The organism is Kitasatospora sp. NPDC048662 (assembly GCF_055587065.1).
Genome location: NZ_JBVJHA010000001.1, coordinates 1,035,649 through 1,060,988 on the forward strand (window position 1 = coordinate 1,035,649; position 25,340 = coordinate 1,060,988).

25 protein-coding genes are annotated in these 25,340 nt (G+C 72.2%); 14 read left to right on the top strand and 11 right to left on the bottom strand.

The genetic code is table 11. From position 1 onward, the window contains the following. Positions 1-27 precede the first annotated feature (27 nt). Positions 28-1,686: a sensor histidine kinase gene (locus ACZ6R9_RS04965; protein WP_380480400.1), complete on the top strand. Its 1,659-nt coding sequence runs from the start codon at positions 28-30 to the stop codon at positions 1,684-1,686. An 18-nt stretch (positions 1,687-1,704) separates the two neighbouring features. Here ACZ6R9_RS04965 and ACZ6R9_RS04970 read toward each other — a convergent pair whose 3' ends face one another. From ACZ6R9_RS04970 to ACZ6R9_RS04990, 5 genes are all read right to left on the bottom strand, one after another. Then, positions 1,705-2,097, bottom strand: a complete 393-nt coding sequence (locus ACZ6R9_RS04970; RefSeq protein ID WP_465536571.1) for a PIN domain-containing protein — start codon at positions 2,095-2,097, stop codon at positions 1,705-1,707. Further along, positions 2,094-2,372 carry a hypothetical protein gene (locus tag ACZ6R9_RS04975; RefSeq protein ID WP_380480110.1) on the bottom strand — a complete coding sequence of 93 codons (279 nt, stop codon included), beginning with the start codon at positions 2,370-2,372 and terminating at the stop codon, positions 2,094-2,096. Before ACZ6R9_RS04975 ends, ACZ6R9_RS04970 begins: the two co-directional genes overlap by 4 nt. A gap of 61 nt (positions 2,373-2,433) precedes the next feature. Continuing rightward, positions 2,434-3,246: an HAD family hydrolase gene (locus ACZ6R9_RS04980; RefSeq protein ID WP_465536573.1), complete on the bottom strand. Its 813-nt coding sequence runs from the start codon at positions 3,244-3,246 to the stop codon at positions 2,434-2,436. A gap of 63 nt (positions 3,247-3,309) precedes the next feature. After that, positions 3,310-4,248, bottom strand: coding sequence for a hypothetical protein (locus ACZ6R9_RS04985; protein WP_465536575.1), 939 nt, complete (start codon positions 4,246-4,248; stop codon positions 3,310-3,312). A gap of 96 nt (positions 4,249-4,344) precedes the next feature. Then, entirely contained in the window at positions 4,345-4,761 is a 417-nt protein-coding gene (locus ACZ6R9_RS04990) for a hypothetical protein (RefSeq protein WP_380480104.1), read from the bottom strand. A 264-nt stretch (positions 4,762-5,025) separates the two neighbouring features. Here ACZ6R9_RS04990 and ACZ6R9_RS04995 point away from each other — a divergent pair, with 264 nt between their 5' ends. Both ACZ6R9_RS04995 and ACZ6R9_RS05000 read left to right on the top strand, forming a co-directional pair. Beyond that, on the top strand, positions 5,026-6,012 hold the full coding sequence (locus ACZ6R9_RS04995) for an LAETG motif-containing sortase-dependent surface protein (protein WP_380480103.1): 987 nt from the start codon (positions 5,026-5,028) through the stop codon (positions 6,010-6,012). Between the two features lie 223 nt (positions 6,013-6,235). Further along, a complete protein-coding gene (locus tag ACZ6R9_RS05000) occupies positions 6,236-7,105 on the top strand; it encodes a LamG domain-containing protein (protein WP_465536577.1) in 870 nt (289 codons plus the stop codon). 61 nt (positions 7,106-7,166) lie between these two features. Here ACZ6R9_RS05000 and ACZ6R9_RS05005 read toward each other — a convergent pair whose 3' ends face one another. The 3 genes from ACZ6R9_RS05005 to ACZ6R9_RS05015 form a co-directional block, all read right to left on the bottom strand. Next, complete coding sequence (locus ACZ6R9_RS05005) at positions 7,167-8,234, bottom strand: ParB-like protein (protein WP_465536579.1); 1,068 nt, start codon at positions 8,232-8,234, stop codon at positions 7,167-7,169. A 309-nt stretch (positions 8,235-8,543) separates the two neighbouring features. Then, positions 8,544-9,008 carry a PIN-like domain-containing protein gene (locus ACZ6R9_RS05010; protein ID WP_465536581.1) on the bottom strand — a complete coding sequence of 155 codons (465 nt, stop codon included), beginning with the start codon at positions 9,006-9,008 and terminating at the stop codon, positions 8,544-8,546. Beyond that, the gene (locus tag ACZ6R9_RS05015) at positions 9,005-9,652 is read right to left on the bottom strand and encodes a DUF433 domain-containing protein (protein ID WP_465536583.1); all 648 of its coding nucleotides are present in this window, start codon (positions 9,650-9,652) and stop codon (positions 9,005-9,007) included. The genes ACZ6R9_RS05010 and ACZ6R9_RS05015 overlap by 4 nt, the downstream gene beginning before the upstream one ends. Before the next feature lie 307 nt (positions 9,653-9,959). On the opposite strand from ACZ6R9_RS05015, the gene ACZ6R9_RS05020 reads away from it, so the two are divergent. The 10 genes from ACZ6R9_RS05020 (at position 9,960) to ACZ6R9_RS05065 (ending at position 20,077) form a co-directional block, all read left to right on the top strand. Next, positions 9,960-10,847: an LLM class flavin-dependent oxidoreductase gene (locus tag ACZ6R9_RS05020; RefSeq protein ID WP_380480094.1), complete on the top strand. Its 888-nt coding sequence runs from the start codon at positions 9,960-9,962 to the stop codon at positions 10,845-10,847. 125 nt (positions 10,848-10,972) lie between these two features. Continuing rightward, a complete protein-coding gene (locus ACZ6R9_RS05025; RefSeq protein ID WP_465536585.1) occupies positions 10,973-12,358 on the top strand; it encodes a hypothetical protein in 1,386 nt (461 codons plus the stop codon). Positions 12,359-12,558: 200 nt separating this feature from the next. Beyond that, entirely contained in the window at positions 12,559-13,473 is a 915-nt protein-coding gene (locus ACZ6R9_RS05030) for a hypothetical protein (protein WP_465536587.1), read from the top strand. A 34-nt stretch (positions 13,474-13,507) separates the two neighbouring features. Continuing rightward, on the top strand, positions 13,508-14,380 hold the full coding sequence (locus ACZ6R9_RS05035) for a beta/alpha barrel domain-containing protein (RefSeq protein WP_380480088.1): 873 nt from the start codon (positions 13,508-13,510) through the stop codon (positions 14,378-14,380). Next, complete coding sequence (locus ACZ6R9_RS05040) at positions 14,377-15,348, top strand: hypothetical protein (protein WP_465536589.1); 972 nt, start codon at positions 14,377-14,379, stop codon at positions 15,346-15,348. The genes ACZ6R9_RS05035 and ACZ6R9_RS05040 overlap by 4 nt, the downstream gene beginning before the upstream one ends. Then, on the top strand, positions 15,345-16,331 hold the full coding sequence (locus ACZ6R9_RS05045) for a hypothetical protein (RefSeq protein WP_465536591.1): 987 nt from the start codon (positions 15,345-15,347) through the stop codon (positions 16,329-16,331). Before ACZ6R9_RS05040 ends, ACZ6R9_RS05045 begins: the two co-directional genes overlap by 4 nt. A gap of 161 nt (positions 16,332-16,492) precedes the next feature. Beyond that, positions 16,493-17,506, top strand: a complete 1,014-nt coding sequence (locus ACZ6R9_RS05050) for an ABC transporter ATP-binding protein (RefSeq protein ID WP_380480083.1) — start codon at positions 16,493-16,495, stop codon at positions 17,504-17,506. Next, complete coding sequence (locus ACZ6R9_RS05055) at positions 17,503-18,399, top strand: ABC transporter permease (RefSeq protein WP_465536593.1); 897 nt, start codon at positions 17,503-17,505, stop codon at positions 18,397-18,399. Before ACZ6R9_RS05050 ends, ACZ6R9_RS05055 begins: the two co-directional genes overlap by 4 nt. 9 nt (positions 18,400-18,408) lie before the next feature. Continuing rightward, positions 18,409-19,350: an ABC transporter ATP-binding protein gene (locus ACZ6R9_RS05060; protein WP_380480080.1), complete on the top strand. Its 942-nt coding sequence runs from the start codon at positions 18,409-18,411 to the stop codon at positions 19,348-19,350. A gap of 10 nt (positions 19,351-19,360) precedes the next feature. Next, positions 19,361-20,077 (top strand): ABC transporter permease, encoded by a 717-nt coding sequence (locus tag ACZ6R9_RS05065; RefSeq protein ID WP_465536595.1) that lies wholly within the window; start codon positions 19,361-19,363, stop codon positions 20,075-20,077. A gap of 86 nt (positions 20,078-20,163) precedes the next feature. Here the strand turns inward: ACZ6R9_RS05065 and ACZ6R9_RS05070 are convergent, their stop codons facing one another. Both ACZ6R9_RS05070 and ACZ6R9_RS05075 read right to left on the bottom strand, forming a co-directional pair. Next, positions 20,164-21,408, bottom strand: coding sequence for a CynX/NimT family MFS transporter (locus ACZ6R9_RS05070; protein ID WP_465536597.1), 1,245 nt, complete (start codon positions 21,406-21,408; stop codon positions 20,164-20,166). Between the two features lie 80 nt (positions 21,409-21,488). Next, entirely contained in the window at positions 21,489-22,208 is a 720-nt protein-coding gene (locus ACZ6R9_RS05075) for a FadR/GntR family transcriptional regulator (protein WP_465536599.1), read from the bottom strand. Positions 22,209-22,535: 327 nt separating this feature from the next. On the opposite strand from ACZ6R9_RS05075, the gene ACZ6R9_RS05080 reads away from it, so the two are divergent. Continuing rightward, positions 22,536-24,368, top strand: a complete 1,833-nt coding sequence (locus ACZ6R9_RS05080) for an LCP family protein (RefSeq protein WP_465536601.1) — start codon at positions 22,536-22,538, stop codon at positions 24,366-24,368. 105 nt (positions 24,369-24,473) lie between these two features. Here ACZ6R9_RS05080 and ACZ6R9_RS05085 read toward each other — a convergent pair whose 3' ends face one another. Then, entirely contained in the window at positions 24,474-25,295 is an 822-nt protein-coding gene (locus tag ACZ6R9_RS05085) for an HAD family hydrolase (protein ID WP_465536603.1), read from the bottom strand. Positions 25,296-25,340: the final 45 nt, after the last annotated feature.

Below are 25,340 nucleotides of genomic sequence, written 5' to 3' on the forward strand. Positions count from 1 at the left end.
CAGTCCGCCGCCGCGGTGGCCGACCGGATGCAGCGCCTGCTGGAGGCCGTGGTCTCGGTCGGCACCGGCCTCGACCCGCACACCACCCTGCAACGGATCGCCTCCGGCGCCGCCGAACTCGTCGACGCCCGCTACGCCGCGCTCGGCGTGGTGAACCCGCACGGCGGCGGCCTGTCCGACTTCATCCACGTCGGCATCGACGACGACACCGCCGACCGGATCGGCCGGCTCCCCGCCGGGCGCGGCATCCTCGGCGCCCTGATCGACGACCCGCGGCCGCTGCGGCTGACCGACCTGTCCACCGACCCGCGCTCGGTCGGCTTCCCGCCCGACCACCCGTCGATGGTGTCCTTCCTGGGCGTGCCGATCCGGGTCCGCGGCGAAGTGTTCGGCAACCTCTACCTGACCGAGAAACAGGGCGGCGGCTCGTTCACCCCCGAGGACGAACAGGTGGTGCAGGCACTGGCCGCCGCCGCCGGCGTCGCGATCGAGAACTCCCGCCTGTACGAGGAAGGGCGGCGCCGCGAACGCTGGATCACCGCCGCGGCGGCCGTCACCACCTCACTGCTCTCCACCGACGAGGCGCGGATCGCGCTGACCGTCGCCGCCGAACAGGTCCGCGAACTCGCCGAGGGCGCGCTCGGCATGGTCCTGCTGCCGGCCGGCGAGAGCCGGATGCGGGTCGCGTACGCCTCCGGGGAACGGGCCGACTACCTCGCCGGCGAACTGCTCCCCGAACACGGCCTCACCCCGCGTCTGTTGTCCGGCGAGGCCGTCCACCTGGACGACCTGGCAGCCGCCCCCGAAACCGCCTCGGACAGTCAGTTCGACCGTCTGGCACGGGAGTTCGGCCCGTCCATGGCCGTACCGATGGTGTCCTCCGGCCGAGTCCTGGGCGCGCTCTGCGTGTGGCGCGGCGCCGGCGCCGCACCGTTCACCGGCACCGAACGGACCCTCGCCCAGACCTTCGCCTCGCAGGCCGCGCTGGCCCTGCGACTGGCCGAGTACCAGCTCAACCAGCAGCGCCTGGCGGTCTTCCAGGACCGCGACCGGATCGCCCGCGACCTGCACGACCTGGTCATTCAACGGCTGTTCGCCACCGGCATGATGCTGGAGACCGCCGCCCGCCGGGCCGTCGTCCCCGAGGTCAAGGAACGCATCGGGCAGGCCGTCGACGAACTCGACGCCACCATCCAGGAAGTCCGCACCACCATCTACGCCCTCCAGCACGGCGACGCCGACGACGAACCCGACACCCTGCGCACCCGCGTCCTGCGCGAGGGCAGCCAGGCCGCGGCGGCGCTCGGCTTCCGGCCCAGCATCACCTTCACCGGCCCGGTGGAGAGCCTGGTCGGCGAACAGGCCTCCCGCCAACTCCTCGCCGCACTGCGGGAGATGCTCTCCAACACCGCCCGCCACGCCCGCGCCTCCCGGGTCGCCGTCGAACTCGACGCCACCGTCCACCTCGGCCCCGACGGCCGCCCCGTCGCCCCCGATCCCGCCCGCCCCGGCCTGCCCGGCGTCCTCCTCACCGTCACCGACGACGGCGTGGGCATCCCCGACGGCGGCCGCCGCTCCGGCCTGCGCAACCTCACCCGCCGGGCCGAAGCCCTCGGCGGCGACGCCTGGCACGAACCCGGCCCCCACGCCAAGGGCACCCGCGTCCGCTGGACGGCGAGGCTGTGACCAGCTGCTGACTCGGCTTCAGACTGCCCGCACCGCGATGCGCGGGTGACACAGTCGCCGCAGATCGTCGGTGTCGCTGGTCACCACGGTCACGTGGCCGCGCTCCAGATGCGCCGTGGCGGCGAGCATCGCGTCGATCGCGTACTTGTGGCCGTGCAGGCCCTCGGCTGTCAGCAACTTGCTCGCGTCCCGTGCGACCTCCTCGGTGACGGGGCGCACCTTGGTGAGCGAGACGGCGTGGTCGAAGGCGGCCTGCGGCACCTTCGGGTCGCGGGCCTCCACCAGAGTGGCCGCGCTGGTGACCAGCAGCAGATCCAGCGTGCGGGCGGCGTCCAGCCACGTGGTCATGGAGCGGTGCCGCCGGGAGAGCTTGGAGAGCGCCTCGCTGTCGAGCACCAATGTCCCGCTCATGCGGCATCCGAGGAGGCATCCCCGGGGTGCGCGGCATGGTGGGCGCGGATGCTCTCGACCAGGGCCGCGACCTCGGCCTGGTCGACCGGGCCGTGCTCGGCCTCTGCGGCGGCGATGAACTCGTCGATGGCCTCCCGCTGCAACTGCCGCTGGACAGCCTCCTCGATGTAGGAGGACACGCCCTGCTTTCCGGCGCGCGCCCGGATCGCTTCGAGGGTCTCGGCACGCAGGGAGACGCTGGTCACCCGGGTCCGGCCGGGGCGGGAGCCTTCCATGGAAAAAGTGTAGTACTCCATGTGTGAAGGCGGGTGATCGCAGCCGTGCGGTGACGGGCCGTCAGAGCAGGGTTTCGATGACCGCGGCGACGCCGTCCTGGTCGTTGCTCACGGTGTGGCGGGTGACGGAGGCGAGGACCAGGGGGTGGGCGTTGGCGACGGCGTAGGACTGGCCGGCCCAGGCGAGCATTTCGAGGTCGTTGGGCATGTCGCCGAAGGCGATGACCTCGGTGGCGTCGATGCCGTGCTGGGCGCACCAGCGGGCCAGGCTGCTGGCCTTGGTGACGCCGGGGGCGCTGATCTCGACCAGGGGGATGGGGCTGGAGCGGGTGACTTCGGCGATCGGGCCGACGGCGGTGCGGGCGCGGTCGAGGAACTCGTCGGGGGAGAGGTCGGGGTGCTTGCCGAGCAGCTTGAACAGGCCGTCGACCCGGCCGGAGGCGAGGAGTTCGGCGGCCGGGCCGACCGGGTGGTCGTTGTCGGACTCGCCGTGGAAGACGGTGTACTCGGGCTCCCGCGCGAAGCCGTCCGGGAACTCGAACGCGAAGGCGGTGCCGGGCAGTTGGGCGCGCAGCCGCTCGACGGCGGTGAGCGTGTCGGCGCGGCCCAGCGGGCTGGTCTCCAGCAGTTCGCCGCGCCGGACGTCGACCACCGCGCCGCCGTTGGAGCAGATCGCCACGCCGTGGCCGCCGATGTGCGGGCCGAGGTGGCGCATCCAGCGCGGCGGGCGACCGGTGACGAACACCACCTGCACGCCGGCGGCCTCGGCGGCGGCCAGTGCGGCCGCCGTCCGGGGGGAGACCGTCCCGCCGGGGCACAGCAGGGTGCCGTCGAGGTCGGTGGCGATCAGGCGGGGGCGCGGGGAGGCGGTCATCCGTCCATCTTCGCGCACTTGTACGGGAAGTGAACCCGCCCCGGGTGGGGCGGGTCCGGGGTGTCAGGCGGCGGCGTTCAGGGTGAGTGCCGCGGTGTGCAGGGTGCCGCCGGTCTGGAACTGGAGGAACAGCCGCCAGTCGCCGGCCTTCGGCAGTTCGGCGTGGAACGGCAGGGTCGGGCCGCCGCCCTGGGCCGTGACCCCGGTCTCCGGGTGGAGGTGCGCGAACGCCTGGTCACCGGCGTGGAAGGCGGTCAGGTGGGCGTACGTCTCCAGGTAGGGCTCCAGGTCGGTGACCGGCTTGCCGTCCTTGCTGACGGTGACGGTCAGCTCCCCGGCCGCGCCGGCCTTCGGCGTACCGGCCACCGTGATGCTGTAGCCGTCGACGGTGCTGGTGGCGGCGGCCGCGGGCAGCGGCACGGGCGTGGCCTGCCCGGCCACGGTGGCGGTGCGGCTGAGCACCAGTCCGGTGCCCTTGCCGCTGCCCGCGCCGGGGACGAACGAGGCGTACATCCGCCAGTCGCCGGGCTGCAGGGCGGCCAGCGGGGCCGTCCAGGTGCCGTCGGCGGAGCGCGTCGGGTGCAGGTGCTGGAAGCCGGACAGATCGGAGCGGATCGCGTAGAAGTGCATCTCCTTGGTCTGCTCGGGCTGGTACTCGGTCAGCACCTTGCCGTCCGGGCCGGTCACGGTGAACCGGTACTCGTTGCCGGCCAGGCCGCCGTCGAGGCGGTAGCCGCCCTGCTCGGCGGCCGGCCCGTCGGCGCTGTGGGCCATGCCCGGCATGCCCGCCATGCCGTCCGGGCCGTGGCTCATCCCGGGCATGTCGTTGGGCATGTCGTGCCCGGCGGCGGAGCCGCTCGCGGACGGCATGGCGCCGTGATCCATGCCGGACATCGCGTCGCTGCCGCAGGCGGCCAGCGTCAGGGCGAGCGCGGCGGCGGTCGCGGCGGCGGTCGCGGTGGCCAGCAGGGTGCGGCGGGTGGTCGTGGTGGTGCGGGTCATCGGAGTTCGCTCCAAGGTGCGCGCGCACCTGCGGTGCGCGTTCGCGGACAGGACGCGGCGCCCGGCGGCCCCTGACGGGACGGCCGGGTGGCGCCCTCACCTGCGGGCGACGCAGACCCGGGTCAGCAACTCCCGCCCGCTGTCCGGCGGTGACCGGCCGGTCCGGGCCCCGCCCGTCCGGAGTGGTCCGGCGACGGCGGGCGGCTGCGGGTGGCTCCACGGCGCGGCGGCGGACGGGGCGGCCAGCGGCGACCGGTCGCGGGCCTGGGTGGAGACGCAGTCGGTGGAGGTCCGGTCGTGCGCGCCCGGCGCACCCGCGGCGATCCGGCCGCCCCCTTCACCGGCGTGCGCCCCCGGGTGGGTCATCACCGCGGCACCCTCGGCCCGGTGGCAGCCCGCGGCGCTCGCCGGGCTTCCGTGCATCAGGAACAGCCCGAGCAGCAGGGCGCACAGCACCGCCCACCGGGCGACCGTCCGCCCGGCGGGGTCCGTCGCCCGCCCAGTGCGCTCCATCCCCGCCACGATACCCCCTCCCCGTATCGAGCCCAGGTTCCGCGCGGAGGGCCTCCGGTCCTTTCCGGCGAGGCGTCGGATCCCCTGTCGGGCAGAGCCGGTACGGATGCGATCGGCCGTTGCCGTCCGGTGACGAATCGGCGATTCGCAGCGGACATCCGCTCGACAGAATTCTCTTAACGGCGCTCGCCCGACAGGGGAGACGAACAAGGGCAACCGCCGCATCCACCACTCACCGTCATCAGTTCCTGGGGGGAACTTCCGATGTCCGTCCGCACCCGCCGCACCCGGCTCGCCGTCCTCGCCGCCACCGCCGTCCTCGGCGCCACCATTCCCGTCCTCGGCGGGGCGACCACCGCCTGGGCCTGCGGCGACGACCAGCCGGCTGCCGCCGCGCCCGCCTCCGCCCCGGCCGCGTCCGCCTCCGCCTCCGCCCCGGCCGCGCCCGCCTCCGCCCCGGCCGCGCCCGCTCCGGCGGCCGCCCCGGCCGCGGACGTGAAGCTGCGCGTCGACTCGATCTGGCGGGATGCCGACACGATCACCGCAGGTGGTGCGCCTGTGCAGATCGGTGTCGAGATCAGCAACGGCGGCACGGAGACCATAGACGGCGTCCAGCCGTTCCCCACCTTCTTCAACGACTCCGGTGACCCGAAGAGCATCCTGCACCCGGAAGACCTCGTGCTGGAGGTCAAGACCGGGGGCGCCTGGAAGACCCTCCCCATGAAGTGGGGCTGCGACCCGACGCTGCGCGGCGACTACTCCTCGCTCGCCACCGACCTGGCGCCCGGCCAGACCGTCAGGTTCGTTTTCCGCCTGTCCGTCACCACCCACTCCAACGAGGCGCAGCAGAAGATCGACGTCAGCGTGGGCGTTCGGGCCGGCCAGGTCGCCCCGATACCCGGCAAGGGGTTTGTCCTGCCGATCGTCCACCCGGCTGCCCCGGCCACCCCGGCGCCCACCGCCACCAGCAAGGCCCCGAGCACCCCGGCCGCGACCCCGTCGGCGCCGACCACCCCGGCGCAGACCCCGGGTGCCAAGGACGCCGCCGGTCCGGCCGTCGTTCCGGCCGCCCTGCTCGGCAGCACCACCCCGAGCCCGGCCTCCGTCCCGGCCGGCACCGGGAACCTCGCGTCCACCGGCGGCGGTTCCAGCAGCACGCCGATGCTGATCGGCGGCACCGCCCTGGTACTGCTCGGTGCCGGCGCCGTCGTGTTCGCCGCCCGCCGCCGGGCCGCCGCCCACCGGGGCTGACCGGTCCCGGATCAACTCCCTCCGCCCCGACGCCGATTCCGGTGCTCGGGGTGGAGTGCTGCCTGGCGTTCCGGTTCGCGTGTTCGAACCGGGCCGCCTAGAGTTCCGCCGACAGGCAAGCGGACGGATCGGGGAGAACGTGGCGGGCAGGCGGGCGGCGGGTAGTGCGGGCGCGACCAGAGAACCGGCGGCCGGGGGAGCGGAAGCGGCGTACTGGCGGGCGATGGCGGAGGCGGACGCACGGGAGGCCAGCCGCAAGCGGACCCTCGGCATCACCGCCCTGGCCACCGGCCTGGTGACGGTCGGCGCGATGGTCGCCGTCGCCGTGATCGTCACCGACCGCGCCGACGATCCGTCAACGCCCAAGACCGCCAAGGCCGGTGTCGCCGCGTCCGCCGAAGCCAAGCCCTCCGCGAAGGCCCCCGCCGGCCAGGGCGGCCAGGGTGGCTCCGCCCCAGACACTGCCGCTTCGGTGCCCGGGCTGAAGCTCGGCAGCGCCGCGAAGGTCGGCGCTGCCGACGGCCGCGACGGCAAGGCGCTGCAACTGACCGGCAGCGGCGACGGCTACGCCGAGGCCGCCGACGCCACCGTGGACACCACCAAGGACTTCACCGTCTCCGCCGTGGTCCGCAACGACGCCGCGAGCGCGTCGAAGGCGGCGCTGTCGCAGAACGGCGAGCAGTTCTTCTCCTTCTACCTGGGCCGCGAGGACTCCGGGAGCAACAAGAACCGCTGGGTCTTCAAGGTGCAGACCGCCAACGAGGCCGGCAAGAGCGCGCTGGCGGTGTCCACCGCGACCGCCGCCACCGGCCAGTGGACCACCCTGACCGGCGTCTACAACGCCAAGGCCAAGAGCATCTCGCTGTACGTGGACGGCACCCTCGCCCAGACCACCGCCGCGCCGTCCATCGTCCACGGCACCGGCCCGCTGGAACTCGGCCGGGCCCGCTCCAAGTCGCAGTGGGCGGACGCCTGGAACGGCTCGATCACCGGCGTCCAGGTCTGGAAGAAGGCGCTGACGGCTGAGCAGGTCTCCAAGGCCGCCACCGGCAAGGCCACCGAGGCCCCGGCCGCGAGCCTGCTCGGCTCCTGACCGTCTCCGGGCACGAGGGAGGGGGCCGGCGGGACACCCGCCGGCCCCCTCCTTTCGTTGCTCAGCCCAGGCCGTTGACCTTCTTGTACTCCAGCGCGTACGCCAGCTTTCCCGGCTTGGCGTCCGAGTACGGCTTGCCCAGCTTGTCGAACTCGCCCTTGTCGGCGGCCTTTCCGGCGTTCCACTGGCTCAGCGCGCCCAGGTCGGCGGCGGTGAAGCCACTGCCGATCACGGTGTTCTTCGTCAGTGCGGCCATTGTCCGGGTGGTGCTCTTCACGGCGGCCAGGTAGCTGGTCAGGTCCGAGCGGTTCCAGCCGGACAGGTCGACCGGCGCGGTGTCCCGGATCCAGCTGCCCCAGTAGAACTCCTGGAACGGCACCGAGTTCTGGGTGTAGCCGATGTCGCGGCCGAAGTAGAGCAGGCTGCGGTACCTGTCGTCCTGGAAGTTGGCCAGCCCGACCGAGGTGGGCAGCTTGTTGATCTTCACCGGGTTGCCCTGCGGGTCGCTCAGGTACACCCACTTGTTGGCCTGCATCTGCGCCCAGAAGTCCTTCTGGGTCAGCGTGCTCAGGTTCGCCAGCACCTTCAGACGCACGTGCAGGTTCGCGCCGCCGTCCGGGGTCTCGTAGAACGAGGTCAGCGTGTGATGACCGTCCGTCAGGAACGGCTCGCCGCCCGGGCCGATCACCACCGTCTTCATCGCGGCCTCGCTGTCCGCGGTCTCCCTGCCGACCGGCAGCGCGCAGGTGAACGAGGACGGGTCGTCCAGCCGCGCGTTCGACTGCACGGCGGCCGCCTCGATCCGGCCGTCCGCCTCGCACCAGTCGCTGAACTTCTTGTTGATCGCGTCCTTGCCGAGCGTGTACCGGCCGAGCTTGTAGTACACCTCGTCGTAGCCGAGCGACGGCTGGGTCGGGTGCACGTCCCCGATCCGCACGTCCAACAGCTCCCCGGGCCTCGCGCACAAGTAGCCGGCGAACGGCGTGTGTCGGTTGTCGTGCCCGCAGAACGACGGACGCTGCCCCGGCGCACCGGGCGCGGCCACCGCGCCCGGCGCCGTCGCGGCGACACTGACCAGGGCCGCACCGACCGCCAACAGCGGTACCGCGGAAGGGACTCGGAATCGCATGACACTCCCTGCGAGCATGGCTGGATGTGCCCGAGAGCGTCCCAGCGGACGGCCAACACCCGGCATCACCGCCATGGCCTCCCGGAGAACGCGGGTGAACGATCCCTGGCCCGGACGCCGGGGGCCCCGGGCCGAGGCCGACCTGGGACGCGCACGCCGCCGGCCCGCGCAGCAGCCATTGGAAGGCCACGTCAGCCGTCTGCGGATGCGCGGAGTTCGTGGTTACCGAAGGACGCAACGGCTGAGCGCCGCCGGCTGTCTGTCGATGCCCCTGCGGCCGTCGACAGACAGCCGGTTCTCGCCCTGATGTCAGTGGTTCTGTGAGTCGGCCGGCCAGAATTTCGGTGGCACGCTGGCAGGATCCACGATCCGCAAGCGGCTCTGCTGGGACGGGTCGACCGCATTCAGCGAGATCAGGCGCTGGCCGTCTGCCTGGTCCAGTTCAGCCAAGGCACGGGGCAGGCCGGCACACACTGTGGCGATGGCAGCACCGAGACCCACCAGTCCACCGTGCTTGTGGTTCTGGCGAAACTCGATGCGATGCAGGCCCGACTCGGCGATGGCGACGACCTCGAGTGGGCGGCTCAGTTGCTTCGTGTCATTCGTGACAACGACCTGAAAGCCATCCGCTGCCGCGCGTGCGTAGAGGTCGATGTCTCTGGTCCCCGCCCAACCACTGAGGTCAGCCACATGCTCGACGACGTGCTGCTTCAGGAGCAACCGCACGATCCGTGCCATGGGGAGCGGCACGTTCTCGTCCAGTAGAAGCTTCAAGACGCTGCCTGCCGGATCTCCACTCCCTCGTAACTGTCGACGTAGTCGGCGAAGTCCGCTGCGTCACGCGCTGCCTCTGCTGTGACGCCGGGGTAGTAGTCGCCGATCTGCTCCGGTGGTACGCCGTCCCGTAGGAGCGCGGCAACCTCTGTCGCCGGGATACGTGTCCCCTCGACGACCGGCTCGCCGCCGCGCACGGCAGGGTCGATGGACACGTGAGGCCGGGGTTCGAGGAGATCCGGGATTCGCCGCCCCCCCCGGTAGAACGGCGCGAGCACGTCCACCATGTCGTGGATCACGACATTGCCCTTGCCCCGTACGAGGTCCACCGCGTGGTCCGGGTCTGCCAGGTAGATCGTGTCCCCGCCCGCGACCAGTCGGTAGGCCGAGAGATGCTGCCGTTCGTCGAGGCCCTCGCGCAACGTGCTCAGTGCCCGTCTGATCTTCTGGAGAGACGCCTCCTCGCGGAGACGGACACAGGCGCGGAGAGCAACCACATCGCGAAAGGAGTAGAGGACCGGACGAGATGCCGAGATCTCCGGCACCAGGACAGCTCCGCGCTCGCCGGTGGCCCGCCGCCAGTGGGACAGCTGCCGCAGAGTCGCACCGGACAACGCGGCAGCCAGCTTGGGCTCGTACGACATGCGACACCTCCTTGACTTCGGGCGACGACTCGACGCTACTCCATCGTCCCGTGCAGGTATCAGGCCTGCCGACGTTTCACCCGGACGGGGTGACCGGGGAGGGACGTTGCGGTCAGCTGTGCTTCCGTCCGCCGGTGTCGGCGGCGAGCCCACGGAAGTGCTCGCCGGTCACGAGTACGGCTGCTCGGGGAATCTGTGTGGCACAGCGATCTGCGTCGGCACACGAGCACCTCACCCGCGCTGCCTCACCGCACCGAGCTTCGGTCGAACCCTCGCCCACCGGCCCGGGCGACGTAGGGTCGGGGCCATGCGCTTGAGCACCGTGATCCTCCCCATCCACCGGTGGGCCGAAGGACAGAAGATCTGGCAGCGGGCCGAGGAACTCGGCTTCCACGCGGCCTACACGTACGACCACTTGAGCTGGCGGAGCTTTCGGGAGGAGCCCTGGTTCGGGTCGGTGCCGACGTTGACGGCGGCGGCGTGTGCGACGGAGCGGATTCGGCTCGGGACGTTGGTGACGTCGCCGAACTTTCGGCATCCGGTGACGTTGGCGAAGGAACTGATCACGCTGGACGACGTGTCCGATGGGCGGGTGACGCTCGGGATCGGGGCCGGTGGGACGGGGTTCGATGCGACGGCGCTCGGGCAGGAGGCGTGGTCGCCGAAGGAGCGGGCCGAGCGACTCGGTGAATTCGTGCCGCTGCTGGACGAGTTGCTGCGGCAGGACGCGACCACGCGGGAGGGCGCGTACTACTCGGCGGTGGAGGCCCGGAACATTCCCGGCTGTGTGCAGACGCCCCGGGTGCCGTTCTACGTGGCGGCGACGGGGCCGCGCGGCCTGCGGCTGGCGGCGGAGTACGGGCAGGGCTGGGTGACGTACGGCGACCCGAAGGCGCCCGCCGATGTGCCGGTGGAACAGGCGCCCGCGGTGATCGCCGGGCAGATCGCGAAGCTGACCGCTGCGTGCGAGCAACGGGGCCGGGACGTCGGCGAGTTGGAGAAGGTGCTGCTTCAGGGATCGACCGCCGAGCAGCCGCTGCAGTCCGTGGACGCCTTCGTCGACTGGGCGGGAACGTACCGGGAACTGGGAATCACCGAACTGGTGGTGCACTGGCCGGTCCCGGACTCGATCTTCGCGAACGATCTCGACGTCTTCGAGCGGATCGCCACCGACGGTCTGCGGCAGTTGAACTGAACGGACGGCAGGTGAGGGCCCGCCCCGCCCGGTCAGGGGCCGCCGAGGGCGTGGTCGGACGGGAGTCCTAGGCTCGGTCGCAGCCCGGCGCAGGTCCGGGGCGGTGGCCTCTGAAGGGGGTACGGATGAGCGCGGACAACAGAGGTCCTGGGCAGCAGCCCGGCGGGCAGTGGGGCCAGGGACAGCCTCCCGGGCAGGGCCACTGGCCGGGGTACGGGCGGCCCGGCGCGCCCGGCGGCGGGTGGGGGCAGGGCCCCTGGGGGGCCGTGCCGCTCGCACCGAAGCCGGGCGTCATCCCGCTGCGCCCGCTGTCGTTCGGCGAGATGTTCGGCGCGGTGTTCGACACCATCCGCCGTTACTTCAAGGCGCTCTACCTGCCGCTGCTCGCGATAGCCGGCGTCGGCGCGGTGCCGGTGACGGCGGTCTCGCTGTTCTTCGTGGGCGACCTGCGCGACGCGCTCGACCGGATGCCCGACGACGGGGAGGCGGCGACCCGGCAGCAGCTGTGGGACCTGATGAGTCCGATGCTGCTGCTGCTCCTGACGCTCGGACTGGTGCTGCTCGCCCTGTCCGTCGTGGTCGCCCCGCTGGCCACCGTGGTGCTGCGGGCGGCGACGCTCGGCCGTCCGATGACGGCCCGTCAGGCCTGGGCGGAGGCACTGCCCAAGCTGTGGCCGACCGTGCTGTCCCTGGGCGCGGTGTTCCTGCCGATGACCCTGCTGGAGCTGGTGGCGGTGGGCGGCCCGATCGGCCTCGGGGTGCTGACCGACAACCCGCTGCCGATGCTGGCCCTGCTCGTGCTGCTCCCGGCGGTCACGATCGGCGCCGTGTTCGTCTCCATCCGGTTGACGCTGCAGGTGCCGGCGCTGGTGCTGGAGGAGACCACGCCGATCGGCGCGATCCGCCGGGCCTGGCGGCTCAACGCGGGCAACTGGTGGCGCAGCCTGCTGCTGAGCGTCCTGGTGGCGTTCGCCGGCCGGATCGCGGCCAACATCGTGACCGCTCCGCTCGGACTCGTTCTCGGGGCCTTCATGCCGGCCGCCGCGGGCAGTGGCGTCGACTCGCAGCAGGAGGCTGTGGCGCCCAGCAACGGTGCGCTGACCGCGCTGGTGGTGATCGGCGCGCTGGTCGTGCTGCTGTTCACCGCGATGACGGCGCCGCTCACGCCGCTCGCCAACGGGGTGATGTACATCGACCGCCGGATCCGCAAGGAGCGTCTCGACATCGCGCTGGCCGAGGCCGCCGGCATCCGACTGGCCGACCCCGCCGCACCGCCCACGCAGCCCGCACCGCCCGCGCAGGCCGCACCGCCCGCACCGCCCACGCAGTCGGCCCAGCCGGCCCAGCCCGCGCAGACGGCCGGCCAGCCGAGCCCGTCCGCTCCGGCGGCCCCGGCGGAGCCGCCCGCACCGCCCGCGCCGACCGCGCCGGAGGACCGGGCCGAACCGTCCGCCGATGCCCCGTCGGGACCCCCTGCTCCGTCCACGAAGGATGACTTGGGCGCGAGCTGATCCGGGCAGGGTTGCGTTTCGGTCACGGCCTGTCCGATTGGCTCGGGATTGCGCCAAATCGACCTCGCAACCGTGTTGTTGACGACTGCACAGGGCTCCCATAATTCGTGCACCGCATGGTGGCACCGGTGTTCGAGCCGGCCGGGGGGATGGCTCGTGGGTGCCGTGCGGTCGTCCATGCGCACTCTGGGGGGAGACCCTTGTCCGTTTCCGAACCGACCCCTGGTCAGGAGTCGGCCGCCGAGCCCGCCGACCGGCCGGCGGTCACCGAGCCCAACCCCGTCGCCCCGGCCCAGGCCCCGGCCGACCCCGAGCAGCCCGCCGACCCTGAGCAGCCCGCCGAGTTCGCCGAGCCCACGGGGCAGCCCGCCGCAGGCCGCCGCGGCCTGCCCCGGGCGGCCGGCGTGGCGCTGGCCGTGGCGGGCCTGCTCGCGGTGACCGCGACCAGCGCGGCCGTCACCGTCGCGGTCGGCAAGCCCGACCCGGCGAAGCGGGTGGCCGCCGCCCCGGCCGCCACCGCCAGCGCCTCGGCCAGTGCGAGCGCCTCGCCCAGCCCCTCGCCCACCCCGAGCTCCACGCCGAGCGCCGCGCCGCGCCCGTCCAGCACGTTGCAGGGCAGCGTCTCCGGCGGCAAGCACAGTGGCGACCTGCGCTACTTTCTGCTGCCGGTGCCGGACAACGCCGACCCGTACGGTTCGCCGGACGGCGCGATGCTGAGCACGGACGACCTCCAGGCGCAGTACAAGGACAGCGTCGACATCAAGGAGGTGCTGGACTCCTGGGGCTTCAAGGACGCCGCCGGCCGCACCTACCGCCTCCGGGACGGCAAGACCGAGGTGCGCTCGGAACTCAAGCGCTTCGGCCGCGCCGACCGTGCGCAGGGCTTCGCCGACCACTCGGGCTACGGCGACAACTCCTTCGACATCGACGGGGTGTCCAACGCCAAGGGCTACATCTTCAAGCCCAAGGAGCAGGCGTACACCGGTGCGCTGATCGGTATCGGCGTGGTCGGCGACGTGGTCTACGAGATCACCGTCGAGGTGCAGGGCGACCCCGACAAGGCGCTGCTCTTCGACGCCATGAAGCGCGAGCGCGACCGCCTCACCAACGGCTGACGGCCGTCCCGAACTCTCTTTTCAGGAGTACCAGTTGAGCACCGAGTCCACGGGCGCCGCGGAGCCCGGGGCGGCCGCCGCCGTGCCGTCCGAACCCCCGACGGCCACCCCGCCCGCGCCCGGCGACGCACCCACCGGCACCCCGTCCGACGCACCGACCGCCGAGGGCTTCGAGCACGTCGAGGTGCTCGCGGAAGGTGAGGAACCCGCCCGCAAGAAGCGGAAGTTCGGCGTCGGCGCGATGTTCCTGACCGCCGTGGTGGCCGGGCCCGTGATCGGCGGGGTCATCGGCTACGGCATCCAGGCATCCCGCCCGGCGACGCCGCTGCCGGAGCTCGCCGCGGTGAAGCTCAGCTACCCGGCCGAGCGGATCGACGCCAAGGCGCTGGCCGCGGCCGGCCCGCAGCCGCTGAACATCGACGGCGACCTGCGCGACCTGCTGATCAAGCGTCCGGACGGCACCAAGGACGACGAACTGGGCGACGGCGACGGCTGGATGTCCGTCGCGGACGTGGCGGAGACCTACGGCAACAGCGCCTCCCAGTTCACCGACCTGCTGTCCGGTGGATTCCGTCGGCAGGCGAACGTCAGCTGGATCGCCGGCGACGTCAAGTACCGGGTGAACCTGCGGCAGTACCGGCCGGAGGACGTGGTCAAGGTGATGACCGCCCTGACCCCGCGCACTTCCGGCGTGGACCTGTCGCAGGTCCCGGGCAACGAGGACAGCCTGATCATGGTCTCCAAGACGCCCTCCAAGTACGCCCGCAGCAGCGAGGAGTACTACTGGGCCTCGGCCCTGGCCCGGAGGGGCACCGTGCTGATGAGCATCGACGTCTTCGCCAAGAACCCGGTGGACCGCAGCCAGCTGGAGGACATCGCCAAGCGACAGTGGGAGCGTCTCGCGTGACCGACATCGAATCCCCCGAGCCGGCCGCTGCCCCCGCGCAGCCGCCCACCGCCGTCCCGTCCACCGACTCCGCAGTCGTCGAGACCACGGTCGCCAGCTCCACGGTCGCCGACCCCGCAGTCGCCGAGACCACGGTCGCCAGCTCCACGGTCGCCGACTCCGCAGTCGCCGAGACCGCGGGCGCCGAACCGGCCGCTGCCGCAGGCGAGTTCGCCGATCCCGCGGCCGCCCCGGCCGCCAAGCCGCGACGTCTCGCGCTCAAGGCGGCCGCCGCGGTCGTCGCGGCGGCGCTGGTCGGCGTCGGCATCGGCGAGGCGATCATCAAGGTCCACTACAAGGACAGCCCGGCCCCTGCGGCGGCGGCTCCCGCTCCTTCGGAGAGCCAGACCCAGCCGTGGGGCGCGAAGTCCAACGGCAACCACTTCGGCAGCCTGCGCGACCTGCTGCTGCCGGTGCCGTCCAGCTACCGGCTGGGCCCGGACTACAAGTCGATCGGCAACGACAACGAGCTGCGCGACGCGGACCTGGACAAGGCCCTGAAGGAGACCCTCGCCGACGTTCCGGAGAAGTACCGCAAGGACGCCGAGAACGCGCTGTCCTCGCTGCACATCCAGGGCATCGGCGCGCGCAGCCTGGTCACCATGGACAACCGGACCTCGGTGATGCTGGTGCTGAGCCAGTTCAACCAGCAGGCGGTGGCCGCGGAGAACAACTCGTACGGCAAGTGGTACACCGACAACGAGCTGTACCGGCTGGGCCCGGGCGTCGCGGGCCACTCGGAGGCGCACTGTGCGCTGCCGACGCTGAAGGCCGGTGACCAGCTCGACTACCTGCAGTGCTACGCCGGCGTGGGCGACCTGCTGGTGCAGATGGACGTCACCGGGGTCGCGCCCCTCGACCAGAACAAGGTCGTCGACCTGTTCCGTCAGCAACTCGACCGACTGGCCATCCCGGGAGCCACCGCATGAGCACCGACATCACCCCGAACCCCGGCCCGGCCGAACCGTCCGAGCCGATCGTGCCGGTCGCCGAGGCCGCCGGCGAGGGGAACGACGCCGCGGCGCCCGGCCCCTTGGACGCCTTCGTCCCGGCCGGCCACGGCGAGTCTCCCGAGCCGCCGAAGCGCGACCGCAAGCGGCTCTGGCAGGTCGGCGGAGCGCTGCTGCTGACGGTGGTGACCGGGGCGGCCACCGCCGTCGCGGTGACCCTGCCGGAGCGCACCGACCTGCCGGGTCTGGCCACACCGAACGACGGCCGGTACGTGTTCCCGGAACTGACGATGCCTCCGCTTCCGGTGGGCGCCTCGGCCCCGTCCGACTACAAGATCAAGACGCACGCCGCGGACCTGCGGGCGCTGCTGCTGCCGCTGCCCAAGGGCGCCGTCGGCACCGGCCCGTCCGCCGCCCCGAGCGCCTCGGCCTCCCCGAGCGCGAGTGCGAGCGCAAGCGCGTCCGCGGGCGCCTCCGCCTCGGGCAGTGCCTCCGCGAGTGCGCCCGCGAGCCTGCCGCCGGTGGCGGGCCGCTGGATGCCGTGCGACCGGGACATGATGCTGGCCAAGGACGACCAGTACACGCACCTCCTGGTCAGCGACGCCTGCCGGGGCGCGGCCGCACAGGGCTGGACCACCAAGGACGGCACCCGCACCGAGCTGCGGCTGATCCGGTTCGGCTCGGCGGACGAGGCGGGCAACTTCTTCTCGTCCGTCAACCAGACGAACGCGACCACGGACATCAACTCCACGTCCCTGGACGTCACCGGGACCTACAAGGTGGCGCTCGGTCAGGTGAACGTCCGGCTCTCGGACGCGAAGGCCGGCAACGTGCCCACCGGCCGGCTCGGCTGGCTGCAGAACGGCGACGTGGTCACGCTGGTCCAGATGACCAATCCGAACGGCGTCCCGGACCAGGCATTCCGCCAGATCCTGCTGCTGCAGAGCAGCCTGCTGGTCTGAACAACCCCACAACGCAGATGAGTTGACGCACAGTCAACGACGCATCGGCCCGCGGCCCGCCCCCGGAACCCCTAGGGGGCGGGCCCGCAGTGTCATCCCGTGGGCGGACGAAAGCTCAGCTTGTCAGCGCATTCCGCGCCGGGGTGACCGGCATTACGTTGATGACCGTGTCCACAGTCATCAAGACGGACGGCCTCACCAAGAGGTTCCCCCGGGTCACCGCACTCGACCGGCTCACCGTGGAGGTGCAGCCCGGCGTGGTCGGACTGGTCGGAGCGAACGGCGCGGGCAAGTCCACCCTCATCAAGATCCTGCTCGGGCTGTCCCCCGCCACCGAAGGCACCGGCCAGGTGCTCGGCCTGGACATCGCCACCCAGGGCGCGGAGATCCGCGAACGGGTCGGCTACATGCCCGAACACGACTGCCTGCCGCCGGACGTGTCCGCCACCGAGTTCGTCGTCCACATGGCCCGGATGTCCGGCCTGCCGGCCGCCGCCGCCCGCGAGCGCACCGCCGACACGCTGCGCCACGTCGGCCTGTACGAGGAGCGCTACCGCCCGATGGGCGGCTACTCGACCGGCATGAAGCAGCGCGTCAAACTCGCCCAAGCACTCGTCCACGACCCGCAGTTGGTGCTGCTGGACGAGCCCACCAACGGCCTCGACCCGGTCGGCCGGGACGAGATGCTCGGCCTGATCCGCCGCATCCACACCGACTTCGGCATCTCGGTGCTGGTCACCACCCACCTGCTGGGCGAGCTGGAACGCACCTGCGACCACCTGGTGGTGATCGACGGCGGCAAACTGCTGCGGTCCTCCTCCACCGCCTCGTTCACCGAGGCCACCCAGCTGCTCGCGGTCGAGGTCACCGACCACCCCACCGACCGCACCTTCGACGCCGAAGCGGTGCTGCGCGAACGCCTGACCACCGCCGGACTGACCGTGCGCGCCGACAGCGGCCGCATCCTGCTGGTGGAACTCACCGGCGACGAGACCTACGACACCGTCCGCGACACCGTGGACGACCTCGGCCTCGGCCTGATCCGGCTGGAACAGCGCCGCCACCGGGTCGCCGAGATCTTCAGCACCCACTCCGACGGCGACGAGCAGCCCAGCCGGACCGAGACGCATGACGAGCAGGCCGCGGCCGTGCCGGCAGGAGGCGAGCAGGCATGACCACCCCCGCCAACACCCACAGCGGCGTCATCCACGACATCGGCTACCGCCCCTACACCGGACCCCGGTTGGGACGCGGCTACGCCACCCGCTCGCTGTACGTGCAGAGCCTGCGCGCCGCGTTCGGCCTCGGCCGCTCCGGCAAGTCCAAGGTGCTGCCGTTCCTGCTGCTCGGCGGCCTGGTCGCCCCGGCGCTCGCGATGCTCGCCATCGCCACCTTCGCCGGCCTGAAGCAGATGCCGATGGACTACGCCCCGTACCTCGCCAACTTCGGGGTGCTGACGCAGATCTTCCTCGCCGCGCAGGCACCCGTGCTGATGTCCCGCGACCTGCGCCACCACGTCGTGCCGCTGTACTTCTCCCGCCCGGCCAGCCGCGGCGACTACGTGGCCGCCAAGTTCGCCGCCATGTTCAGCGCCCTGCTGATCATCCTGACGCTGCCCCTGCTGGTGCTGTTCGTCGGTTCGATGCTCGCCAAGTTCCCGTTCGGCGACAACCTGGTCCACCTGCTGTACGGCCTGGTCGCCGCCGTCCTGTACGCGATGCTGTACGCCGCGCTCGGCCTGCTGATCGCCGCCCTCACCCCGCGCCGCGGCTTCGGCGTCGCCGCCATCATGGGCACCCTGATGATCACCAGCGCGATCTCGGCGATCATCCGCGGCCTGACCGGCGGCTACGACCCCGTCCCGAAGGAGTCCGCGTACTGGGCCGAACTGATCTCGCCCAGCGGCACCGTCCAGGGCCTGGTCAACAAGATCTTCGACCTCGGCGGCGACGGCCCCGACAAGCTGGTCGCCCCCGGCTCCCTCGGCGTGCTGGTGTTCACCGCCGTCATCGTCCTCCTCACGGCCGGCAGCTACGCGCTGACGCTGCGCCGCTACCGGAACGTCTGAGAGGCAGCCATGGCCGTCATCACCATCGACAAGGTCTCCCGCTGGTTCGGCAACGTGGTCGCCGTCAACGACGTCACCATGAACATCGGACCCGGCATCACCGGCCTCCTGGGCCCCAACGGCGCCGGAAAGTCCACCCTCATCCACATGATGAGCGGCTTCCTCGCCCCCTCCTCCGGCGCGGTCACCCTGGACGGCGCCCCGATCTGGCGCAACCAACAGGTCTACCGGCAGATCGGCCTGGTCCCCGAAAAGGAGTCGATGTACGACTACCTGACGGGCTGGGAGTTCGTCCTCGCCAACGCCGAACTGCACGGCCTCGCCGACCCCGGCGCCGCCGCCAAGCGGGCCATCGCGCTGGTCGAGATGGAATACGCCCAGGACCGGCAGACCGGCACCTACTCCAAGGGCATGAAGCAGCGCGTCAAGATGGCCTCCGCCCTGGTCCACGACCCGGCGGTGCTGCTGCTCGACGAGCCCTTCAACGGCATGGACCCGCGCCAGCGCCTCCAACTGATGGAACTGCTGCGCCGCTTCGGCGCCGACGGGCGCACCGTACTGTTCTCCTCGCACATCCTCGAAGAGGTCGAGCAACTCGCCCGCCACATCGAGGTGGTGGTGGCCGGACGGCACGCCGCCTCCGGCGACTTCCACGAGATCCGCCGCCTGATGACCGACCGCCCGCACCGCTACCTGGTGCACTCCAGCGACGACCGCCGCCTGGCCGCCGCGCTGATCGCGGACGCCTCCACCGCCGGCATCGAACTCGACACCGCGGCCCTGCCCGACGGCGGCTCCGCCGCAGGGGCCCTGCGCATCCAGGCGATCGACTTCCAGCGCTTCACCACCCTGCTGCCCAAGGTCGCCCGCGAGGCCGGCATCCGGCTGTACACCGTCTCCCCGGCCGACGAGTCGCTGGAAAGCGTCTTCTCGTACCTGGTCTCGTCCTGAAGGGCCCCCGATGAACACCACCGTCGCCAGGCTCACCGCGCGCGGACTGTTCGGCCGCCGGCGCATCCTGATCCTGCTGGCCGTCCCGGTCCTGCTGCTGGTCATCGCGGTGATCGCCCGCAACAGCCACCTCGACAAGCTGGAACTCGCGCACAGCATCCTGGGCAACCTCGCCCTCGGCACCCTGGTCCCGATCACCGGACTGATCACCGGCACCGGCGTCATCGCCACCGAGATCGAGGACGGCTCGATCGTCTACCTGCTCGCCAAGCCGCTGCCGCGCTGGAAGATCGTCACCACCAAACTGGCCGTCGCGATCGGCAGCACCTGGCTGCTCGCCACCGTCCCGACCTACCTGGCCGGGCTGCTCCTCTACGGCGGCGCCGACAACGTCGCACTCGGCTACGCCGTCGGCACGCTGGTGTCCGGCACCGCCTACAGCGCGCTGTTCCTGCTGCTCGGTGTGGTCACCCGGCACGCCGTGATCGCCGGCCTCGCCTACGCGCTGATCTGGGAGAGCCTGATCGGCAACTACGTCGAGGGCGCCCGCACCCTGTCCGTCCAGCAGTGGGGCCTGTCGCTGACCAAGGCGATCGCCGCCGACGGCACCGTCACCGCCCCGGTCGCCCTGACCACCGCGGTGTGGCTGCTGATCATCGCCGCCGTCGGCGCCACCGCGCTGGCCTCGGTCAAGCTGGCCGGCCTCACCCTCAACGCCGAGGAGTAGGCCCCGAGGAACGCGAAACGGCGGGGACGGCTGCGTGCCGTCCCCGCCGTTTCGTTGTCCGATTCGCCCGCGCCCGCCGTCAGCCGTCAGATCGTCCGGTCGCGGCCCGCGCCCCAGCCCGCCGCCGCCGCCACCGCGGCCAGCACCAGCATCACGATCAGCGTCGCGTCCCAGCCGCCGGTCAGCTGGTGCAGCGCGCCGCCGCCGACCGGGCCCGCCGCCGCCACCAGGTACCCCACCGCCTGGCTCATCCCGCCGAGCCGCGCCGCACCCAGCACGCTGTCGGTGCGCAGCACGATGAACGCCAGGCCCAGACCCAGCGAGCCGCCCTGCGCCAGACCCAGCACCGCCGCCGAGAACCAGGCCCCCGACACCGGCGCCAGCAGCAGCCAGGTGATGCCGGCCGCGTTCAGCCCGACCATCGCCAGCGCCAGCCCGCGCTGCCTGGTCATCCGGCCCGCCGCCAGCGGCACCAGGAACGCGCTGACCACCTGCACCAGGTTGCTGAACGCGAACACCAGACCGGCCTCGCCGCGCTCCATCCCGTGGTCGGCCAGGATCGTCGGCATCCACGCCACCAGGGTGTACACCAGCAGCGAGGAGATGCCCATGAACGCGCTGATCTGCCACGCCAGCGCGGACTTCCACGGGCTGACGGTGCTGCGCCGCGACGCCGTCGCCGGGGCCACCCGCAGCGGCACGGTGGGCTCCTGACGGGCCTTCAGCACCTGCGGCAGCCAGGCCACCCCGGCGACCAGCGCCAGCACCGACCAGGCGCCCAGCGAGGCCTGCCAGCCACCGCCGAGCGCGTGCTCCAGCGGCACCGACAGCGCGGCCGCCACGGTCGCGCCGACCAGCATGGTGGTCGAGTAGACGCCGGTCATCATGGCCGCCCGCTCCGGGAACTCCCGCTTCACCAGGCCCGGCATCGACACGTTCAGCACCGCGATCGCCACGCCGATCACCACGCAGCCCGCGTACAGCGTCCACACCGAGGGCAGCACCCGCAGCAGCACGCCCGCGCCCAGCGTCAGCACCGCGCCCAGCACCACCCGCTCGGCGCCGAACCGGCGGGTCAGCCGCGGCGTCAGCGGCGCGCCCACGCCCTGGAACAGCACCGGCACCGTGGTGATCAGGCCGCTCGCCGCCGCCGACAGACCGAAGGTGCGCTGGATCTCCGCCACCATCGGCGAGACCGCCGCCAGGCAGGCCCGCATGTTCAGGGCCACCAGCACGATCCCCGTCAACAGCAGGGCGGGATGCGCGAACTTGGAGGTTCGGGTACCGACCTTCGGATCGAGGACGGGCTGCACGGCACGGGTGACCGACATGGCAGGGCTGACTCTCTGTGCGGGTGGAAGAAAGAAGGAGAGCGGGGCGCCGGGTGCGCTCCCGGGCGGGCGGCGGGACGCTACTTGCGCGCGGCGATCTCGGCGAGCAGCTGCTCCACGGCCGCCGTCGGCTCCGCCAGCAGCGCCCGGCAGGCCGCCTCGGCCTGCTCCGGATCACCGCTCTCGATCGCGTCGACCAGCGCCGCGTGGGTGGCGATCGCCACCTCCGGCATCTCGTGGTCGCCGAACGCCGTGCGCATCGACTCCCGCACCGAGGCCCCGAAGTACCGGTACACCTCGGTCAGCGCCGGATTGTGCGCCGCCTCCACCACCGCCGTGTGGAACTCCAGGTCGTGCTCGACGGTGGCCTCCCGGCCGGCCCGCTCCGGGTGCGCGGCCATCACTTCGGCCTCCCGGGCCAGCGCCGCCCGCATCCGGGCCAGGTCGTCCGGGGTGTGCCGCTCGGCGGCCAGCCGGGCCGCCTCGGTCTCCAGTGCGGCCCGCACCTCCAGCACGTCCCGCACCCCCGAGCGCTGCACTCCGCGCAGCACCGACGCCGGGTCGCTGGTCGAGCGGACGAACGTCCCCTCGCCCTGCCGGGAGACCAGCATCCCCGCGTGCACCAGCACCCGGATCGCCTCCCGCACGGTGTTGCGCCCCACCCGCAGCCGCTCGGCGAGCTCGTGCTCGGTCGGGATCCGCGATCCCACCGGCCACGCCCCGCCCGCCAGCTGCTCGCGCAGCTGCTCGATCGCCTCGTCCACCAGCGAACGCCGCCCGGCCGCCTGCAGTCCCTCCACGCGCCGGGCTCCTCTCTCGCTCACTGTTGGATGTCGGTCATCCTACAACTCCTTGCCCGGTCATCCTACAACTGCTCTGGCGTGCGGAAACACTGCGTCTGCGAGCGCCCGCACAAGGGCTGTCGGGGTGCTGAAGTCACATGTCTCACACGGGAGAACGGGAACCCCTGGTGTGAACACGTCGTTCGAGAGCTCGGAGTGGAGACCCGGGCCGTGACTTTCGAAATGATCCCTTTATATGCTCCGCTCTCTAGCTTCATCCGTCAGCCCAGCGGACGGACTGGTTGCTGAGGCGCCCGACGGCCGCCTCCGGTGAAGGGTGTACGTATGGCAGGCCAGAGGGCGGGGGCGTCCGACGCGGACGCCGGCTGGTGGGAGAACGAGCCGCCGCAAGGTGGCACCTACCGGCAGGACGCGCCCCGTCGCGACGACGCACCGTCCCCCGGCGTCCCACGCCGTCGCGCGGCGAGCCACGACGACGCACCAGCTGCCGGCGGCCGCGCCGGAGCCCGCCGCGCCCAGGGCCGCGGCTCGGCAGCCCCCCCGCCGCGCTCCGGGCGCCGCGCCGCCCCCGCCGCCGAACCCGAGCCCGAGACCGAGTCGGCGGGCGGCTCCGGCGGTCGGGCCGGCTCCCGCCGGGCGGGCGCCCAGGGGCGCCGCAAGCCCCGCCGCGCCAAACGGATCATCATCTGGTCGCTGGTTGGCACCAGCCTCGCCGTGGTCGGTACCGGCGGCTACTTCTACTGGCGCCTGAACGGCAACATCTCCGCCTTCGACGGCGAAGGCATCAGCAAGGACCGCCCCGCGGCCGCCGACGCCGACTCCGAGGGCCGCCGCCCGATGAACATCCTGCTGATCGGCTCCGACTCGCGCGACGGCGCCAACAAGGACCTCGGCGGCGGCCAGGACGGCGGCGCCCGCTCCGACACCACGATCCTGCTGCACGTCTACGCGGACCACAAGCACGCCGTCGGTGTCTCGATCCCCCGCGACGCCGCGGTCGACATCCCCAAGTGCCTGCTGCCGAACAAGAACTGGACCAAGCCGCAGACCAACGTCAGGTTCAACGGCGCCTTCTCGGTCGGCGGCACCGAGCAGGGCAACCCGGCCTGCACCCAGAACACCGTGGAGAAGCTCACCGACCTGCGCGTCGACCACACCATCGTGGTCAACTTCGAGGGCTTCGCCTCCATGACCAAGGCCGTCGGCGGCGTCGAGGTCTGCCTGCCCAACCCCATCCACGACTACGACCTCAACCCCAACCTGCCCAAGAAGGGCGGCAAGGAGATCTACCCCAAGGGCGTGCAGAAGGTCGAGGGCCAGGCCGCCCTCGACTACGTCCGACTGCGGCACGGCATAGGCGACGGCTCCGACGTCGGCCGGATGAAACGCCAGCAGGCCTTCCTGGCCTCGCTGATCAAGGCGGTCAAGACCAAGGGCATGAGCCCGACCAACATGCTGCCGCTGGCCGACGCCGCCACCAAGTCGCTCACCGTCGACCCCGACCTGGCCGGCGTCGACAAACTGCTCGACCTGGGGATGTCGCTCAAGGACATCGACCTGCACGACATCAAGTTCATCACCACCCCCTGGCACTACGAGAAGGAACGGATCGGCCTCAACCACCCCGAGGTCGACCAGCTGTGGGCGGCCCTCAAGGCCGACCGCACCCTCGACGGCCAGGACGCCGGCGTCGGCGGCGAGAGCCCCGCACCGAGCGAGTCGGCCGCCCCGTCCAGCAGCGCCCCGGCCGCCCCGCCGGCCAACGGTGCCGGCATCAAGGTCGCCGTCCTCAACGGCAGCGGCGCCGCTGGTCTCGGCAACAAGGCCGCGACCGCCCTGAAGGCCGCCAACTTCACCGTCACCAGCACCGGCAACGCCAGCAACCAGAACCACGCCACCACCGTGGTCCAGTACGGCAGCAGCAGCCAGAAGGCCAACGCACAGGCCGTCGCCTCGCTGTTCCCCGGCGCCACCGTCGAGGCCGGCTCCTCCGCCGGTGTCTCGGTGATCCTCGGCAAGGACTACGCCGCGAGCGCCGGCGGCGGCGGAGGCGCCCAGGGCGGCAACAGCCCCGCCCCCGGACCGCTGCCGAGCAGCGTCACCAACGAGGCCCGCTCCGCGGACGACGACCCCTGCGCCAACGTCAGCTACGGCTGACCCGCCGCAAGGCCCTGCGGGCCCCCACAGGGCCCACAGGCCCCGCAGCGCACGAAAGCGCCACCGGCACCCGGCCGGTGGCGCTTTCGCCGTCTCTCGCGCCGACTACCGCCCGCCGAGGCCGAACACCCGCTCCAGCACCACGGCGACACCGTCCTCGTCGTTGGAGACCGTCACCTCGTCGGCCACCGCCCGCAACTGCTCGTGCGCGTTGCCCATCGCCACCCCGTACGCGGCCCACCGGAACATCGGTATGTCGTTGGGCATGTCGCCGAACGCGATGGTCTCGGCCGCGGTCACACCCAGCCGGCGCGCGGCCAGCGACAGACCCGTCGCCTTGGTCAGACCCAGCGGAAGCAGCTCGACGATGCCGTCCCCGGCCATCACCACACCGACCAGCTGACCGGCCACCGACCAAGCCGCCTCGGCGAGTTGGTCGTCCGTCAACTCCGGGTGCTGGATGTACAGCTTGCTCACCGGCGCGGCCAGCAGCTTCTCCGGCGCGACCTGCCGCACCGGCAGCCCGGTGGCGATCCGCAGCCGGAAACCCGGCCCCGCCACCACCTCGCCGTCCAGCCCGTCCTGACTGGCGGCCACCGCCAGCGGACCCACCTCGGCCTCGATCTTGGCCAGCGCCAGCGCCGCCAGCTGCCGGTCCAGAGTGACCGAGGTGAGCAACTTGTGCGCCCCCGCGTCGTAGACCTGCGCGCCCTGCCCGCACACCGCTATCCCGGTGTAGCCGATCTCGTCCAGCACCGGCTTCGTCCAGCCCGCCGAGCGGCCCGTGACGACGATGTGCTGCGCCCCGAGCGCCGTGACGGCGCCCAGGGCATCGCGGGTACGGGCGGAGACGTTCTCGGCGCCGGTGAGCAGCGTCCCGTCCAGGTCGGTGGCGACCAGCCGGTAGGGCAGGGCGTCGGTGCTCATGCGCGAAGTGCTCCAGGTGCTCCGGGACGACGGGAGGTGACGGGA